The following is a 17922-nucleotide window of genomic DNA, read 5'->3' on the forward strand; positions in this document are numbered from 1 at the left end:
TTTGCTGGTTGCCCTAGATTGCATCACGGCCTCTCCTGCTTTGCGCAGCCCGCTGAAGCACAACCGGCAAGGCGGTTGGACGCTGGCGCCTCCGAGCGCGCGGCGCCGGCATCGGTAGACGTTTGCTCCGGCGCGTCCATTTCGAACTTCACCGGAACGCGCACCGTGGCAGCAATCGGCTTGCCATGTGCATAGACAGGTTTCAGCCGCCACTGACGCGCTGCCTCCAGCACCGCTTGATCGAACACGCCGGCCGGCGTGCTCTGCACGACGTCGATGTGCTGCGGCACGCCGCCAGGGTCGATGTCGATCTGCAGTTCGACAAAGCCCTCGATACCGCCGTCAAACGCGGCTGCCGGATATCTCGGCGGCTGCATCGTGGCGAAATCCACCGCGTTGCCGGCCGCCAGCGCCGGTTGTGCCGCTAACGCAATGCGTGCCGGCTGCAGGGCCCAGGCGGCGGTGCTGACCCCCGCCGCCAGCAGCAGGACCATCGCCACGCGCCAGCGCGCACGTCCGGCAGCGATGGGGGAAGCGCGCAGCGCCGCGATCCGCTGCGTCAACGGATGCGATGCAGCCCAGTGACAGGCGAGCGGCGTAAAGTCGCATCCAAGCTGAGTCTTGAGCAGGGCGGTGGCGTAACTGCGGCGCTTGCCCGGATGTTGCGCCAGCACGGCCGCATCGCAGGCCAGCTCCTGGTCGAGCCGGAACGCACGCCAGCCCAGATGCATCAGCGGGTTGAACCAGCCGATGCAGAGCATCAACGCCGCCAGCAGGTTGGCGTGCAGGTCGCCGCGGCGCAAATGCATGCGCTCGTGCGCCAGGATCAGGGCGCGCTCATCGGCATTGTAACGCTCACTGAAATCCGCCGGCACCACGATGCGCGGACGCCAGAGTCCTAACGATGCAGGAAGACCGGCGTCGCGCGCGGCCGACCAGAGCCGGTCGTCGAGCCGGTGCAACGGCCCCAGGCTGCGCATGAAACGCCGTTGCCGCGTCCGCAATCCGATCGCCATCACCACCGCGCCGCCCAGCCACGCTGCTGCCAGCCATGTTGCCCACGCACGACCTTCGTCATGCACGCTGGAGAGCGCCGGCATGGCGGTCAGCGCCGGCAATCCCGGCACCGCGATGCCGAGAGACGGACCGGGCAACAAGGCCGCCACCAGCGCCAGCGGCACGCAGGACCAGATCGCATACGCCGCGCCGGCACCCGCCCGCTTGCGCAGCGGGCGACGCAGGAGCAGGCAGACCAGCAGCGCAGCGGTGGTGTACAGCGTTGCGCGCGACAACAGGACCCAGGCCTCAGGGTTCATCGTCCAGCTCCTTGATCAGTCGTTTCAGTTCCGCGATATCGGACGCACTGAGTTTTCCGCGCTCGCTGAAGTGCGCCACCAGCGGCGCCACCCGTCCGCCGAACAGGCGCTGCAGCAATCCCTCGCTCTGTTGCTGCACCCACTGCTCGCGCGCCAGCACCGGCGAATAGAGATAGCGTCGCCCTTGTTTGACCGCGCGGATGGCGCCCTTGCCAAGCAGGCGGTTGAGCAAGGTCTTGACGGTGGGCTCGGCCCAGTCGCTGCGGCCTGCCAGCGCGGCGACCACGTCGTCGGCGCTGCGTGGCGCCGCGTCCCAGAGCACCTGCATCACCACCGCTTCGGCGTCACTGATCGACATGCGATTACATCCGTAATTTTTATCGATTACGCATGTAAATCTTGTCCCTGTCAAGCGTGTTTTCGATTGCCTTGCGGGAAATGCATACGCCGACCTGGCCTTGTCGGCGATCCAGATACCTGCCCCGCCATCGCCTCGGCTACCCTGCACCGATGACTGAATACCTCACCGACCTGCCCGGCGCGGTTGCGCACATCCTGCAACGCCTCGATGGCCCGCTGCGCGTCGGCGCGCCGTTGGGCATCGGCAAGCCGCACCGGTTGTTGAACGCGTTGTATGTGCAGCTCAAGCACACGCCGACGCGGCCGCTGGCGCTGTACACGGCGCTGTCGCTCAATCCGCCCAAGCCCGGCGCGGGACTGGAGGCACGCTTTGCGGCGCCGTTCATTGCGCGCCATTTCGGCGAGGATTTCTCGCGTCTTGCCTATGTCGATGACATGCTGCGCGATGCGTTGCCGGCGCATGTGCAGGTGGAAGAGTTCTACATGCAGTCCGGCGGGCTGCTGCACTCCACCCAGGCGCAGGCCGACTACACGAGCCTCAACTACACCCACGCTGCAGCGGCGGTGGCGAAGCGCGCGCCGAACCTGATCGTGCAGAAAGTGGCGCGCGAACCGGGCGGCACGCGGCTGTCGTTGTCGTGCAACAACGACATCACCCAGGACACGCTGGAGGCGGTGCAGGCGCTCGGCCTGCCGCGCCCCATGCTGGTGGCGGAAGTGGACACGCAACTGCCGTGGATCGGCGGAACCGCGGCAGTGGAGGAGGCGTTCTTCGATCTGGTGATCGACCTGCCCGGTCCGTCGCCGCGCCTGTTCGGGTTGCCCAGGCAACCGGTGAACAGCGTCGACTACGCCATCGGCTTGTATGCCAGCGCGCTGGTCCGCGATGGCGGCACCTTGCAGATCGGCATCGGCACCCTGGCTGATGCGCTGAGCCATGCGCTGGTACTGCGACATACCGACAACGCCACCTACCGGCGCGTGCTGCAGGCGCTGGACCCGGAACTTGAGCAGCATCCTGCGGTGCGCGCCAGCGGTGGCCTGGCGCCGTTCGAGATCGGCCTGTACGGCTGCAGCGAAATGCTCAACGAAGGGTTCAAGCAGTTGGTGGACAGCGGCGTGATCCGCCGCAAGGTGCACGACGATCTGGCGCTGATGCAACGCATCGCCGACGGCAGCGCCGATGCGGCCGATCACGCGCGCCTGGCCCGCGAAGGCGAGTTTCTGCATGGGGCGTTCTATCTGGGCTCGCCGGATTTCTACCAGTGGCTACGCGAGCTGGATGCGGACACGCGCGATGCCATCGGCATGCGTCGCATCAGCGAGATCAATCAGCTGTATGGCGGCAACGAAGCGCTGGAGCGCCTGCAACGCCGCGATGCGCGCTTCTTCAACTCCTGCATGATGGCCACCGCGCTCGGCGCGGCGGTGTCCGACGGGCTGGAAGATGGCCGTGTGGTTTCCGGCGTCGGCGGCCAGTACAACTTCGTGGCGATGGCACATGCCCTACCGCAGGCGCGCAGCGCGTTGATGCTGCGGGCCACGCGCGATGCCGGTGCACACGCAGCGAGCAACGTGCGCTGGAACTACGGGCACACCACCATCCCGCGCCATCTGCGCGATCTGTACATCACCGAGTACGGCATCGCCGACCTGCGCCACCAGACCGATCAGGATTGCGTGCTGGCGATGGCCGGCATCTGCGATGCACGCTTCCAGGACGCGTTGCTGGCAACCGCCAAGGCATCGCGCAAGCTGCGTGGCGACCTTGCACTGCCTGCGCGTGCGCAACGCAACACGCCGCAGGCACTGGAACAGGCGCTGGCGCCGTACCGCCGCGATGGCAGCCTGCCCGACTACCCGCTCGGCAGCGACTTCACCGAGGTCGAGCAACACCTGCTGCGCGCCCTGAGCTGGCTCAAACGCGCAACCGCCGGCAATAGCGCAAAGCTGATGACGGTCTGGCGCGCACTGCTGTCACGCGAGAGCGGCGATGCACACGATGCCGCCGCTTTGCAACGGATGGCACTGGATGCGCCGCGCAGCATCGGCGAACGCGTGCAGGCGCGGCTGCTGGCGTATGCCTTGCAAAAGACCAGAGTGCCCTGAAGCGTCCGTGTCGCGAAAAGCGATGCCATGGCGCGTTTTTCGCACTGTGACGCACGACGGCAATACGGCGGAAAGCCTTGCGTCAAATTTGGCCCGGATGATGGCGACCACCTTCTTTCCGGCCTGGCTGCATGCGCTGCTTATTCGTTGTTTCGGCTGTGAATCCAGGCGATGACCGCACAGCAAAGCCAGCGCGCGCAAGGCGAAGCAACACACGCAGCGCGGCATGCCTTGGCCTGCTGATGCTGGCCGGCGTGACCGCGCATGCCGCGCCTCGCCTCACCGATCTGCAATACATCGGCAGCCACAACAGCTACCACGCCGGCTTCGCCCCCAGCGAAGCGACACTGCTGCAACGACTGAGTCCGGAGCTGTTCGCGGCACTGGATTACCGCCATCCGCCGCTGAGGCAACAACTGGACGATGGCGTCAGACAACTCGAACTGGATGTCTTTGCCGACGCCAACGGTGGTCGCTACGCGCACCCGGCCAGCGTCGCGCAGATCGCCAAGGCCGGCTTGCCGCCCGCACCGCCCAGCGCACCGGCCGGAGTGATGAGCAAACCCGGCTTCAAGGTCATGCACGTGCAGGACGTGGACCAGCGTAGCAACTGCCAGCCCTTGATCGCGTGCCTGCAGGAAGTGCGCGCGTGGTCGAAACAGCACCCCGGGCATGTGCCGATCTTCATCCTGCTGGAAACCAAGCAGGCGCCGGTGCAACTGGCGTTTCCGACCGTGCAGCCGGAGCCGTTCGATCCGGCGGCGATGGATGCATTGGATGCCGAACTGCGCTCGGTGTTTCGACCCGGCGAATACCTCAGCCCGGATCAGGTCCGTGGCAACGCAGCCACGCTCAACGCCGCAGTGCTTGCGCATGGCTGGCCGTCGTTGAGCGAGGCACGCGGCAAGGTGGTGTTCCTGCTCGACCAACGCGCGGCCGGTGCCAGCTACCTGCCCGGGCATCCGTCGCTGCGCGGACGCGTGTGCTTCACCAATGCCGTGCCTGGCCAAGACGATGCCGCCTTCACCGAACTCAACGATGGCCCTGCCGAGACGATCACCCAATTGGTGAAAGCCGGCTATCTGGTGCGCACGCGTACCGACGCCGACCTGAAGGAAGCACTGCAACACGACACCACCCGCCGCGACCGCATGCTGACCAGCGGCGCGCAGTTGCTCAGCACCGACTTCCCCGCACATGAGCCGGCCGGCAACGGTTACGCGGTGCGCTTCGATGACGACGCGGTCGCACGCTGCAATCCGCAGCTGGCGCAGGCGCACTGCAAGGGCGTCGACCTCGGGCATTGAGTCGAGGCCACTAGCGTCGTCGCAATCTCCGCACCACACATAGACCTGTCGCAACGGAAGGCGTCGGCGATGCACACCCGCACCCGCAGTAAGGGGCCGGGCACTCCACCTTGTCCAACCACGCGAGCCATTGCATGCAGTCCCCACGCACCACCCATCGTCTGACCTGCGCCATCGCACTGGCACTGTCCGCGCCGGCGTTTGCCGAGACACCGGAGCTCGGCACCACCACGCTGGATTCGGTCAACGTGCAGGCCAAGCACGCCGCCGCACCGGGATCGCTCAACGAACAGCGCCTGTCCAGCAGCGTCAACAGCGTGATGAGCAAGCAGCAGATCGATGCGATCCCCTCCGGCGGCATCGCCGATGTCGTGTCGCACATGCCGGGCCTGTCCGCATACAGCGACATGCACCTGGGCCAGGCCACCACCGGCGAGAACGCCTACGTCAGCATTCGCGGTATGGACGCCAGCTACAACGCCTACACGCTCAACGGCTTTGGCATGCCGGAAACCGATTCATCGACGCGCGCCATCTCGTTGAACATGCTGGCGCCGTTCGGCATCCAGTCGGTGCAGGTGTCCAAATCGCCCACACCCGATATGCCCGGCGATGCGATCGGCGGCGCGATCGACATGCGCACACCCAATGCCTTCGACTTCGGCCAGGATGTCTACGCCAAGAGCACCGCGCAGGGCCAGTTCAATGCGCTGGCCTCGAAGCTGGGCGGCAAGGACAGCGGCGGCACCTTCCAGCAGGAGCTGGCCTGGAAATTTGGCGATGGCCATGCCTTCGGCCTCTACGCATCGGCGTATTACGGCAGGAACAACAACATGGCGCAGGCGCCGGCGCCCAACAGCAAATACGTGCCGGCCGATCCCGCCCTCGCCACTGCAACCGACCTGCGTGATGTCGGGCCGTTGATCAGCACCCGCTACAAATACAGCCTCTACACCAGCCAGATCGAACGCTACGGCGGCAACCTCTCGCTGGATTGGCAAGGCGACAACAGCGCGCTGTACGCGCGTGCGATCTACGGCAGCTACGGCGTCACCGGGCAACAGGACCAGTCCAGCGCACGCCTGGAAACCTATCGCAACCAGCCCACCGCCGTGCGTGGCGGCTACTTCAACACGCACGATATCGACGAGAAACTGGCGGCGCTGCAATTGGGAGGCCAGACCACGCTGGGCCGCCTGCGCTTCGACTACGGCAGCTCGGTCGGTCGCGGCACCCGCAGCCGCCCGGATTACGTGTCGGCAAGCCTGTATGGCTTTACGCCCGGCAGCTTCGCCTTCGACCTCAGCAACCCCCGCTATCCCAGCATCGCGCCAAGCACGCCGGGCTTGCAGGACTTCTTCTACAACCTGGATTCGTCGTTGCTGTGGAAGGTGCAGGGGCACGATGCCGGCAGTCACGACAACCGGATCAACGCGCACACCGATATCACCTACCAGGTCGATGGCGACCTACTGGACAGCGTCAAGCTCGGCCTGTCTGCCGACCACTCCGACCGTGGCGCCTACGATCACCCGTTCTTCCACAAGGACGGCAACTTCGTCACCAACGGGCCTTATTTTGGCGGACCCAATTACGCGTTCCCCACTGCAGGTGGGCCACCACTGAGCGCGATCCCGGGCCGCGTCACCTATCACGCCTTCGACGGCCGCTACGCCGGCCCGTTCAAACTGCTGGACCGCAACTGGATGCTTGCGCAGGCGCTGCCCTACAAGTACGTCAACGATTCCAACGGCGCAGGCGTCTATACCGCCAACGACTACAACGCCAACACCACCTCCAGCACCGAGGCGATCTATTCCGGTTATGCAATGGCCGCGCTGCATGTCGGCTCGGTGAGCGTGCTGCCCGGCGTGCGCTACGAGTTGACACGCTATGCGGCTGAATCCTGGCAATCCAGCGGCGATGGCAGCACCGGCAGCTTCGTCGGCACCGGCAGCACCTATGGGCAAGTGCTGCCGGGCATCAGCATCAACTATCGGCCGGATGATCTCACCGTGTATCGCGCTTCGTTGCGGCGCAGTTTCAGCCGGCCGGCGTTCGGCCTGATTTCCGGCGAGACGGTGTACACCATCGACGATACCCAGAAGGTGGTCGGCATCTCCAGGCCCAATCCCGATCTGCAGCCGAGCAAGGCCGACAACGCCGATCTCTCCGCCGAGTTCTACGACCAAAGCGGCGGCGTGCTCAGCGCATCGACCTATTACAAGCGCATCACCGGCTTCATCTACACCTCGCAATCGGCGACCAGCAACGACAACACACTGGGCGGGCTGGTACCGACCGGCACCACCTTCGAAAACGGCGTGCCGGTGACCATGCCGCAGAACGGCGGCACCGCCAAGCTCTATGGACTGGAACTGGCAGCGAGCAAACGCCTGCAGGAGTTGCCGGGCCTGTGGAGCAACGTCGGCATCACCGCCAACCTCACCCTGCAGCACAGCGAAGCAGACAGCAGACGCAGCGACCAACCGGAAAAGACCTGGCTGCCGCGCGCACCCGAGCGCATCTACAACCTGGATCTGTTCTACGACGATACGCACCTGCGCGCCGACCTGAGCTACAACTACACCGGCCTGCAATTGCTGGGGCTGACCAGCGACCGGCTCAACTATTATCTGCAACCGGTCAAGTCACTGGACTTCACCGCGACCTATCATCTGCCGCACCACGTCGATGTCGGTGTGTCGGCCAAGAATCTGCTCAATGCCGCCACGTTCTACGAAACCCAGGGCAAGTCCAAGCGCTACATGGCCTACGACCCTGGCGCCGACGGCGCCTATGTACAGACCGGACGGGTATACATGCTGACCTTGGGCTACACCTACTGATGGCAGACCTGCAGACAGCTGCGGCGCAATGTCTGCAGCTGCAGGGACCGGGTCTGCACCACTCCGCATCGATCGCCTGACTGACATGCAGGCGATCGATTGCGGCGTGGTGCACCACGCCCTCCGCCAACCGGGTGGAAGCTTCAGCAACAGGCGGCCGCATCGAATCGGCAGCCGCATAGAGGCGAGATAGCAGGTATCCACTCCTGACCCGCATCACGACTGCGTCCCCAGTCAGTCCCGGTGCAGCCATTTCACGCAGACCACGCAGGCGGCTCGGGCAAGGTGCGCGCATGCCTCTTCCGGACCTGCTCATGCCACCACGCATCTACGCTCGCGCCTGCTTGCTCGCCCTCGCCCTGGGCACCTCCCTGTCCGCACTGGCGCAAGCGCCGCAGCCTGTCGCGGCACCTGCGCCTGCACCTGCAGCAGCTCCCGCTGCGACCGTCGTGCCGACCGGCCCGCGTTCGGACCTGCACGCGCAGGTGCTGCTGGATCGCGCGCATTTCTCGCCGGGGCAGATCGACGGCGAGCGTGGTTCCAACCAGAAGCGTGCGGTGTCCGGATTTCAGGCAGCGCACAAGATCAAGGTCACCGGTGAGCTCGATGACGCCACCTGGCAGGCCTTGGAGGCCGACACCACGCCGGCGTTGGTGCAGTACACGCTCACCGATGCCGATGTGGCCGGGCCGTTCCAGCCGATTCCGAAAGGACCGGCCGAACAGGCCAAGCTGACGTCGCTGGGCTACACCTCGGTGGACGAGGCGCTGGGCGAGCGTTTCCATGCCGCTCCGGAACTGCTGCGCCAGCTCAACCCTGGCGTGGATTTGAGCAAGGCCGGTGGCGTGATCCAGGTGCCCAACATCGACGGCGTCCCACCATTGGCCAAGCCGGCCAAGCTGGTGGTCGACAAGTCCGAGTCGACGCTGCGCCTGTTCGATGCCGACGGCAAGGTGTATGCGCAGTTCCCGGTGTCCTCCGGCAGCAAGCACGACCCGCTGCCGATTGGCCGCTGGAAAGTGTTGGGCGTGGCGCGCGACCCGGTGTTCAAGTACAACCCCAAGCTGTTCTGGGATGCGAAGAAGGGCGATCAAAAGGCCACCCTGCCCTCCGGCCCGAACAACCCGGTCGGACGCGTGTGGATCGATCTGTCCAAGCCGCATTACGGCCTGCACGGCACGCCGGAACCCGGCCATGTCGGCAAGACCGAATCGCATGGCTGCGTGCGCCTGACCAACTGGGACGTGGTCAATCTGGCCAGCGTGGTGGGCCCGTCCATGCCGGTGGTGATGCAGGAGTAAGCATGAAACTGCTGATGATGCTGGTGGTCGGTGTGTTGCTCGGTGCAGCCGGCTATTGGTGGCTGGAACGCGAGGCGCCGCAGGCGGCGGTAGCACCGGCGTCCGCCACAGATACACCCGCGGTGACAGCGCAGCCTGACGCGCCAGAGGCGGCAATGGCAGCACCTTCTGCGGCTCCAGCTGTTGCGGCTCCAGCCGTTGCCGCATCGTCGCCATCCACCGAGGTGATGCCCGCCGCAAATACGCCAGCCGCGCCTGCGTCTGCAGCCGCTCCTGAAGCTGCCAATTCAGGCAGCGGCCTGCTGATTCCGGTGCAAGGCATCGGCAGCGGCCAACTGCAGGACACCTTTACCGACGCACGCAGCGAAGGCCGCGTACACGATGCCATCGACATTCTTGCTCCGACCGGCACACCGGTCATTGCAGTTGCAGACGGCACGGTCGAGAAACTGTTCAACAGCGAGCGCGGTGGCCTGACCGTCTACCAGTTCGATCCAAACGGCACGTACTGCTACTACTACGCGCACCTGGAACGGTATGCCGACGGCCTGGTAGAAAAGCAGGCAATCAAGCGTGGCCAGGTCATCGGCTACGTCGGCAGCACCGGCAATGCCGATCCTGCCGCACCGCACCTGCACTTCGAGATCCACCGCCTGGGGCCGGAAAAACAATGGTGGAAGGGAGAGGTCTTGAATCCCTATCCCGTATTGCATGGCGACCAGACCCTGCAGTGATGCACCAGGCGGTGATGCAGACACAGGCCTGCGCGTGATGCGCAGGCCTGTGCATTCAGATCAACATGCCGCCCGATACCTCGATGCGTTGCGCATTGATCCAACCGGTTCCCGGCGCGAGTAACGCAGCGACCACCGGCCCGATATCGTCCGGCAGCCCTGGGCGCCCCAGCGCCGTGACCGACGACACCATCGCATTGACCTGTGCGTTATCGCGCACGCTGCCGCCGTTGAAGTCTGTCTCGATCGCACCCGGCGCCAGCGTATTGGCACGAATGCCACGCGCGCCCAGTTCCTTGGCCAGATAGCGCGTGAACACCTCCACCCCGCCTTTCATCATCGCGTAAGCCGAGGCACCGGGCAGCGCGAAACGTGCCAGGCCGCTGGACACGTTGAGGATGCGTCCGCCGTCGGCGATCAACGGCAGCAACGCCTGGGTCAGGAAATACGGCCCCTTGAGATGGATATTGACCAGGGCGTCGAACTGCGCCGGCGTGGTGTCGGCGATGGCCGCGTGCAGCCCGGTACCCGCGTTGTTGACCAGCGCATCGAACTGCGTGCGATCCCAACCGGCCAGCACCTGCTTCAACTGCTCAGCGAATGCCGCGAACGACTCGGCGTCGGCAACATCCAGCGGCAGTGCCTGCGCGCGGCGGCCGAACTTGTGGATCTCGGCGACCACCGCAGCGGCCTCATCTGCCTGGCTACGGTAGGTCAGCACGATATCGCTGCCGTCTGCAGCGAGCGCAAGCGCGGCATTGCGGCCCAGGCCGCGGCTGCCGCCGGTGATCAGAGTGATCGGTGCGGTGATCGACATGGATGGACTCCGTTGCGTGTTGAGAGGCGATTTGGGGCGATCACCACAGGCGGTGCATGACCGCGGGGCGGGCGTGACGCTGTCTGACCGCGCCAAGACTATTGCGCTTGCCGCGCCACATAAATCGGTCCAACCTGATTGCACCGTTCAAGAACGTCGACCAATCGATGGATACCCTGGAGTCGCTGCGCGCCTTCCTGCGCGTCGCCGAGCTCGGCAGTTTCACCCGCGCTGCCGAAACGCTGGGCCTGCCCAAAGCCAGCGTCTCCACCGCCGTGCAGCGGCTCGAAGCCTCGCTTGGGACGCAGCTTTTGCATCGCACGACCCGCCGCGTGCAACTCACCGGCGACGGCACCGCGTTCTACCAGCGCAGCCGCGATCTGCTCGACGACATGAACGAATTGCAGAGCATGTTTCAGCGCGAGCGCAGCCAGCTGCGCGGGCGCCTGCGGGTGGACATGTCCTCCGGCATCGCACGCAATTTCGTGATTCCCGCATTGCCAACGTTCCTGGCGCAACACCCGCAGCTGGAAGTGGAAATCAGCGGCACCGACCGCCGCGTCGATGTGGTGCGCGAAGGCTTCGATTGCGTGTTGCGCGTGGGCACGCTCGAAGACACCAACCTGGTCGCACGACCGCTCGGCGTGTTTCGCATCATCAACTGCGCCAGTGCCGACTACCTCGCACGACGGGGCACGCCGCAGCGCCTGGACGATCTGGTTCACCACGACCTGGTGCATTACGTGCCGACGCTGGGCCAGCGATCATCCGGCTTCGAGTACCGCGATGGACCGGCCTACCAGCTACTGCCGATGCGCGGCCCGGTGACGGTCAACAACGGCGATGCCTATCTTGCTGCGGCATTGGCGGGCCTGGGCATCATCCAGGCGCCGGCCAGCCCGTTGCGCCCACACCTGGACAACGGCGCCTTGATCGAGCTGCTGTCCGCCATCGCGCCGGAACCGATGCCGGTCACCCTGCTCTACGCGCAGCGTCGCCATCTGCCGCAACGCGTAGGTGCGTTCATGGACTGGGTTGCAGAGGTGATGGCACCGTATCTGGACCCGCTGTAGCCCTGACCGTCGATGCGATTACCGGCGCGTCTTCGCGTGTACGTTTGCGTAGGCAGGAAGTGTTTCTGTAGCGCGCCGACATTGTTGGAAAGCATCAGTTGCTTGCGCGCCACTTCGATACCACCGAAGCAAACCGATATGAGCATGCAGCGCAGGCAGTGCGGCATGCGCCGCAGATCCACGATCACTCCGCTGGCGCCAGACACAAAAACAGGCACCTTCTGCAAGGTGCCTGCATCGTTGCAACAACAGGCCAGGCGCTGACATCGCGCCCGGCCCGGTCTGCGATCAGAACATGTAGTTGAAGGTCAGCATGCCGTTGCGCGAGGTGCCCCATGCGCCATAGCCACCGTTGAACTGAGAGTAGTAGCGCTTGTCGAGCAGGTTGTCGACATTGAGCTGCACCGAGAACTGCGGCGACAACCGGTAGCGCGCAAACGCGCTGACCAGTGCGTAAGCACTCTGCTGAAAAGCGCCATAGACCGGGTCCACATAGTACGAGCGGTTCTGCCAGTTGACGCCACCACCCACGGTCAGATCGCTCCACGCACCTTGCGGGGTGTAGCTGTTGAACAGCTTGAGGGTGGTGCGCGGCAGATGCGTATTGATCGAGGTGCCGCTGTCATCGCGCGCGGTGTAGTGCGAGGCGCCGAAGGTGGTGTTCCAGCTCTCGGTCACCCGCCCGGACACCTCGAAATCGAAGCCTTCGCTGACCACGCCGTTGGCGGCCTCATACGCGAAGTCGCTGCTACCGGGGACGAAGCCGCCGGTGGCCACGCCCAGGTTGTCCTGCTCGATGCGGAACACCGCAAGCGAGGCGTTGAGCCTGTCGTCGAACCATGCTGCCTTGACGCCGGCTTCGTAGCCCTTGCCGGTCAACGGATCCAGGTAGCCGCCATTGGCATCGCGCAGGGTCTGCGGGTTGAAGATTTCGGTGTAGCTGACGTACGTCGACCACACATCGTTGATGTCGTAGACCAGACCGGCGTACGGGGTGACTTCGGTCTGGCTGTCGGAGAACGGCACCAATTGCTGCGTAGCGGAGTCGAGATTGCGGCCATCGATCTGCCAGTCGGTGTAGCGCGCACCCACCAGCAACTTCAGCGAATCGGCCAGCGAAAAGCGCGCAGCCACGTAGGCCGCCTTCTGCTTGATGGTGCCGTCGCTCTGCACCAACCGCGGACTCCAGTTGGGTTCCGGGTAGGCACCGGTCCAGCCGAGATAGCTGTCCAGCGGCGCCGGGAAATCGAAGGTGCCGTTATTGACGTACTCGCGGCGGTTGTAGCTGGCGCCGGCAACCAGCTGATGCTCGCGGCCGAACAGCTGGAACGGGCCTTCCGCATAGACATCGGCACCATCGGCCTTGCGCTCGGTCAGGTAGTTGCCCGAATACGGCACCACGCCGCCACCGGTGGCGCGGTCGAACCCGAAGATCGTATAGAACGGATAGAACAGGTGATTGGCCGCTTCGGTCTTCTCGTGGCTCAGATTGGCCTTGAGGGTCCAGCCGTTGTCGAAGCTCTGCTGCAGGCTGGCAAAGGTGCGCTGCAGGCGCGTGTCCCAGAACGTCCAGTCGGCCGCCGGGTTGAACGAACGATCGTAGTTGGTGCGGGTGCCATCGCTGTAGAACAGCGGGAAGCCGCCCCAGGTGACATCGTTCGATTCCTTTTTCTGGTACTCGTAGCCCACGCTCAGCAAGGTGCTGTCGGTGAGGTCGGCATCGATGATCGCCGAGCCGATCTTCTTGCGCAGGCCGTAGCGGTCCATGTCCGACTCGCCGTCCTGGTACACGCCGATCACGCGCGCGCGCACGGTGCCTTCGGGGCTGAGCGGCACGGTGACATCGGCCACGCTGCGGGTCTTGTTGAAATCGCCACCGCCCACCGACACGGTGCCGGTGAAGTCGCGGCTGAGTGCATGCTTGCGCACCAGGTTGATCGAGGCCGACGGGTTGCCCGAGCCAGTCAGCAGGCCGGTGGCGCCACGCACCACTTCGACACGGTCGTACAGCGCCACGTCCAGCGCCGAATCGCCGTAGCTCCAGGCTTGCTCCATGTACGCCGGGATGCCGTCGAACTGGTAGTTGTCGATGTAGAAACCACGTGCATAGAACTCAAGCCGCTCGCTGTCGCTCTGCGCAACCGAAATGCCGGTGACGTTGTTGAGCACGTCGGTGATGCTCTGCAGGTTCTGGTCGTCCATGCGGTCGCGGGTGATCACGGTGACCGACTGCGGGATCTCCCGCAGCGACAGGTCCATGCGCGTGCCGGCGGTGGTCTTCTCCACCGTATAGCCCTTGGCCTGCTCGCCCTGCACGATGAGCCGGTCCAGGGTGGTGACCTCGGCATCGCCGGCGGCGGCAGGCGTCTCGGCCAATGCCTGGCCAGCGGCCATCGCGCACAGCGCGGCGAACAGCGCGCGCGGCAGGGCACGGCGACGCGCGCCCACGGAAACAAGACGCAACTCGGTACTACGGATCATCGGGAACTCCAACGCAGACGGATCAGACCACGCGCTGCGAAGACGCCGCGCCGGCAACAAGGGGGAGGAAACGGTGTGCCTTACCAGCGGCAGCGCGCCATTTTAATGGGAATGATTCACATTTTAAATAGCCGGATTGACATATTTTTAGCATTTACTTGACATAAGCGAGCGCTACCTGGACAGGACACGCACTGCGCAACTCCCGGTTTGACCTCAGCCATTGCAGCCGAACTCGCATAGACGCGACACTCGGAACGGGAGCTACTGAACAGTTGGCTGACGTAACGACGGAACTCACTACAACGGGGATCAGATGAAGAAATGCTGGATGGCTGTCGCTCTGTTGCTGCTGTGCACGCCGGGAGTGAGCGCTGCAGGGCCAGATAAAACGTCGCTGAACGAGGCTTGCCGGCTACCCGGCAACGCCGTGCACGAGGCAGGTCTCGTGCAGATCGGAGGCATCCAGCAATGGGTCACGATCGAAGGTCAGGACTGCCGCAATCCGGTGGTGCTGATCGTCCATGGCGGGCCGGGCAACCCCAACACGCCGTTCGCGCATCGCCTGTTCGGCAGCTGGACGCGCGACTTCACCATCGTGCAGTGGGATCAGCGCGGCTCTGGCAAGACCTACGCGGCAAGCAAACCTGCCGACGGCGAGACGCTGACCATGCAGCGGCTGACCCAGGACGGTAGCGCGGTTGCGCGCTATGCCATGCAACGGCTGGGGAAACCCAAGCTCATCCTGATGGGCGGATCGTGGGGCTCGGCACTGTCGGTCACTATCGCCAAGGCAAATCCCAGTCTGTTCCATGCGTATGTCGGTACAGCGCAACTGGTCAATTACCAGGACGATATGGCGGCCAGTTACGCCAAGACGCTGAGTCTGGCCCGCGCAGCCAGCGATGCGGATGCGATCGGCAAGCTGGATACGATCGGCCCGCCGCCATGGACCAACCCGCGCAACTTCGGAGTCCTGAGGCGCCTGACACGCAAGTACGAAGCCTTGAGCACCGACCCGGCACCGGAAGACTGGTTCACCTTCGCAGCGGAGTACGACACGCCCGACTACCGTGCAGCCTATGAGGCCGGAGAAGACTATTCCTTCCTGCAGTTCGTCGGGCTGGCAGGCGACGGCATGGGCCCGCAGATCGACCTGCGCAAACTCGGGCCGCAGTTCGCCATGCCGGTCTATCTGATTCAGGGCGAACAGGATCTGGTCACGCCGGCGCAGATCAGCAAAGCCTATTTCGATGGACTTTCTGCACCGAGCAAGGAATTCCTGCTGCTGCCACGCACCGGGCACGACCCCAACCCGCCGATGATGGACGCACAGCTGAAAGTGCTGACCAGAATCCGCGCAGCGGCGATGGCCAACGACGCACGCTGAAACACGCAACGCGCTCGTTGAATGATGAAGTACCGCACATCGCGCATTGATCACGAGATCCAACAAAAAAGCCGGCTTTCGCCGGCTTTTTCTTTCAGGCACCACGCAAGGCGTTACAGCGTCTTGGCTGCCGCAACCACATGCTCGGCGGTGATCTTGAAGTACGCATACAGCTGATCCGCCGGTGCCGAGGCACCGAAGGTATCGATACCGACCACATCACCATCCAGGCCCACGTACTTGCGCCAGAAGCCGGTCACGCCCGCTTCCACCGCCACGCGCTTGCGCACCGCATTGGGCAGCACCGACTCGCGATAGGCCGCATCCTGGCGATCGAACACATCGGTCGACGGCATCGACACCACGCGCGTCTTCAGCCCGGCCGCGTCCAGGGTCTGCTTGGCTTCCACCGCCAGCCCGACTTCCGAACCGGTGGCGATCAGGATCACGTCGGGCGTACCGCCTTCGGCATCGGCCAGCACATAACCGCCGCGCTCGATCAGCTTGAGCTGCGCGTCGCTGCGCGGCTGGTGCTGCAGGTTCTGGCGACTGAACACCAGGCAGCTCGGGCCGTCCTTGCGGGTGATGGCGGCCTTCCAGCTCACCGCCGATTCCACCGCATCGCCCGGGCGCCACACATCGTTGTTGGGGATGTAGCGCAGCGAGGCCAGGTGTTCCACCGGCTGATGGGTCGGGCCGTCCTCGCCCAGGCCGATCGAGTCATGCGTGTACACGTGGATGGCATGGGCCGGATTCAACGCGCTCATGCGCACGCCGTTGCGCGCGTAATCGCTGAACACCAGGAAGGTGGCGTCGAACGGAATGAAGCCGCCATGCAGCGCCAGGCCGTTGGCGATGGCGGTCATGCCGAACTCGCGCACGCCGTAATAGACGTAGTTGGCATCCGGATCATCGGTGGCCACCGACTTGCTGGCCTTCCACAAGGTCAGGTTGGAATGCGCCAGATCGGCCGAACCGCCGATCAATTCGGGCAACAACGGCGCGAACGCTTCGATCGCCAGCTGCGAGGCCTTGCGCGAGGCGATGGTCTGGCCGTCCTGCTGCGCCTTGGCGATATAGGCATCGGCCTGGGCGATGAAGTCGGCCGGCAGCTCGCCGTGCGAGCGGCGGGTCAGCTCGGCAGCTTCGGCCGCGTACTGCTTGCCGTACTTGTCGAACAGCTGCTCCCACTCGGCCTGGCGCAGGGTGCCGGTGCCACCTGCGCGCCAGCCGGCGTAGATCTCTTCGGGAATCTCGAAGGGGCCGTACGGCCACTCCAGCGCCTTGCGGGCACCCTCGAGTTCTTCCTTGCCCAGCGGTGCGCCGTGCGAGGATTCCTTGCCGGCCTTGCTCGGTGCGCCGAAGCCGATCTTGGTGCGGCAGCAGATCAGCGTGGGCTTGTCGGTGTTCTCCAGCGCGGTCTCGATGGCAGCCTTGATCTTCTCGGCGTCGTGTCCGTCCACATCGCGGATCACATGCCAGCCATAGGCCTCGAAGCGCTCTGGGGTGTTGTCGCTGAACCAGCCGGCGGTGTTGCCGTCGATGGAGATCTGGTTGTTGTCCCAGAACGCGACCAGCTTGCCCAGGCCCCAGGTACCGGCCAGCGAGGCGGCTTCATGGGAAATGCCTTCCATCATGCAGCCATCGCCCATGAACACCCAGGTACGGTGGTCGACGATTTCCAGCTCCGGGCGGTTGTAGCGCTGCGCCAGCAACTTCTCGGCCAGCGCGAACCCGACCGCATTGGCGAAGCCCTGCCCGAGCGGGCCGGTAGTGGTCTCCACGCCGGGGGTTTCGCTGCGCTCGGGGTGACCCGCGGTCTTGCTGTGCAGCTGACGGAACTGCTTGAGCTGCTCGATCGGCAGGTCGTAGCCGGACAGGTGCAGCAGCGCGTACTGCAGCATCGAGCCGTGGCCGTTGGACAGCACGAAACGGTCGCGGTTGAACCACTGCGGGTTGTTCGGGTTGTGCCGGAAGAAATCGTTCCACAGCACTTCGGCGATATCGGCCATGCCCATCGGCATGCCGGGATGGCCGGATTTGGCGGCTTCGACCGCATCGGCGGCGAGAAAACGGATGGCGTTGGCCAGCTGGCGGCGGGTGGGCTGGGTCATGGGCGTCTATGGAAGCGGAGGGGAACACCGCTGGAAGCGGAGCCGCTTATTCTCCCACAGAGCGCGTTAGG

General features: G+C 64.8%; 12 protein-coding genes. 7 read left to right on the forward strand and 5 right to left on the reverse strand.

Annotation, left to right across the window (positions count from 1 at the left end; genetic code table 11):
- Positions 1-23: 23 nt before the first annotated feature.
- The gene (locus tag ABQY64_RS16170) at positions 24-1316 is read right to left on the reverse strand and encodes a TonB family protein (RefSeq protein ID WP_349779496.1); all 1293 of its coding nucleotides are present in this window, start codon (positions 1314-1316) and stop codon (positions 24-26) included.
- On the reverse strand, positions 1306-1674 hold the full coding sequence (locus tag ABQY64_RS16175) for a BlaI/MecI/CopY family transcriptional regulator (protein ID WP_102585180.1): 369 nt from the start codon (positions 1672-1674) through the stop codon (positions 1306-1308). Before ABQY64_RS16175 ends, ABQY64_RS16170 begins: the two co-directional genes overlap by 11 nt.
- A gap of 152 nt (positions 1675-1826) precedes the next feature.
- Between ABQY64_RS16175 and ABQY64_RS16180 the strand changes: the two genes are divergently transcribed.
- The 5 genes from ABQY64_RS16180 to ABQY64_RS16200 all read left to right on the forward strand — a co-directional run bounded on the left by ABQY64_RS16180 (position 1827) and on the right by ABQY64_RS16200 (position 9976).
- Positions 1827-3785, forward strand: coding sequence for an acetyl-CoA hydrolase/transferase C-terminal domain-containing protein (locus tag ABQY64_RS16180; RefSeq protein WP_349779495.1), 1959 nt, complete (start codon positions 1827-1829; stop codon positions 3783-3785).
- A gap of 131 nt (positions 3786-3916) precedes the next feature.
- Positions 3917-5092 carry a phosphatidylinositol-specific phospholipase C1-like protein gene (locus ABQY64_RS16185; RefSeq protein ID WP_374151307.1) on the forward strand — a complete coding sequence of 392 codons (1176 nt, stop codon included), beginning with the start codon at positions 3917-3919 and terminating at the stop codon, positions 5090-5092.
- Positions 5093-5226: 134 nt separating this feature from the next.
- Positions 5227-7941 (forward strand): TonB-dependent receptor, encoded by a 2715-nt coding sequence (locus ABQY64_RS16190; RefSeq protein ID WP_349779494.1) that lies wholly within the window; start codon positions 5227-5229, stop codon positions 7939-7941.
- Between the two features lie 371 nt (positions 7942-8312).
- Positions 8313-9242, forward strand: coding sequence for a L,D-transpeptidase (locus ABQY64_RS16195; RefSeq protein ID WP_349779546.1), 930 nt, complete (start codon positions 8313-8315; stop codon positions 9240-9242).
- A 2-nt stretch (positions 9243-9244) separates the two neighbouring features.
- Entirely contained in the window at positions 9245-9976 is a 732-nt protein-coding gene (locus tag ABQY64_RS16200) for a M23 family metallopeptidase (RefSeq protein WP_349779493.1), read from the forward strand.
- A 55-nt stretch (positions 9977-10031) separates the two neighbouring features.
- Here the strand turns inward: ABQY64_RS16200 and ABQY64_RS16205 are convergent, their stop codons facing one another.
- A complete protein-coding gene (locus ABQY64_RS16205; protein ID WP_016902252.1) occupies positions 10032-10793 on the reverse strand; it encodes an SDR family NAD(P)-dependent oxidoreductase in 762 nt (253 codons plus the stop codon).
- 101 nt (positions 10794-10894) lie between these two features.
- Here ABQY64_RS16205 and ABQY64_RS16210 point away from each other — a divergent pair, with 101 nt between their 5' ends.
- On the forward strand, positions 10895-11866 hold the full coding sequence (locus tag ABQY64_RS16210; protein WP_349779492.1) for a LysR family transcriptional regulator: 972 nt from the start codon (positions 10895-10897) through the stop codon (positions 11864-11866).
- A 288-nt stretch (positions 11867-12154) separates the two neighbouring features.
- On the opposite strand, the gene fhuE is transcribed toward ABQY64_RS16210, so the two are convergent.
- The gene (fhuE, locus tag ABQY64_RS16215) at positions 12155-14347 is read right to left on the reverse strand and encodes a ferric-rhodotorulic acid/ferric-coprogen receptor FhuE (RefSeq protein WP_349779491.1); all 2193 of its coding nucleotides are present in this window, start codon (positions 14345-14347) and stop codon (positions 12155-12157) included.
- A 448-nt stretch (positions 14348-14795) separates the two neighbouring features.
- Here fhuE and ABQY64_RS16220 point away from each other — a divergent pair, with 448 nt between their 5' ends.
- Positions 14796-15737, forward strand: a complete 942-nt coding sequence (locus ABQY64_RS16220) for an alpha/beta fold hydrolase (protein ID WP_349779490.1) — start codon at positions 14796-14798, stop codon at positions 15735-15737.
- 113 nt (positions 15738-15850) lie between these two features.
- Here ABQY64_RS16220 and tkt read toward each other — a convergent pair whose 3' ends face one another.
- The gene (gene tkt, locus ABQY64_RS16225; protein WP_349779489.1) at positions 15851-17851 is read right to left on the reverse strand and encodes a transketolase; all 2001 of its coding nucleotides are present in this window, start codon (positions 17849-17851) and stop codon (positions 15851-15853) included.
- Between the last annotated feature and the right edge of the window lie 71 nt (positions 17852-17922).

The sequence above is a fragment of the Xanthomonas sp. WHRI 7065 genome, from assembly GCF_040203115.2.
GTDB lineage: Bacteria > Pseudomonadota > Gammaproteobacteria > Xanthomonadales > Xanthomonadaceae > Xanthomonas > Xanthomonas arboricola.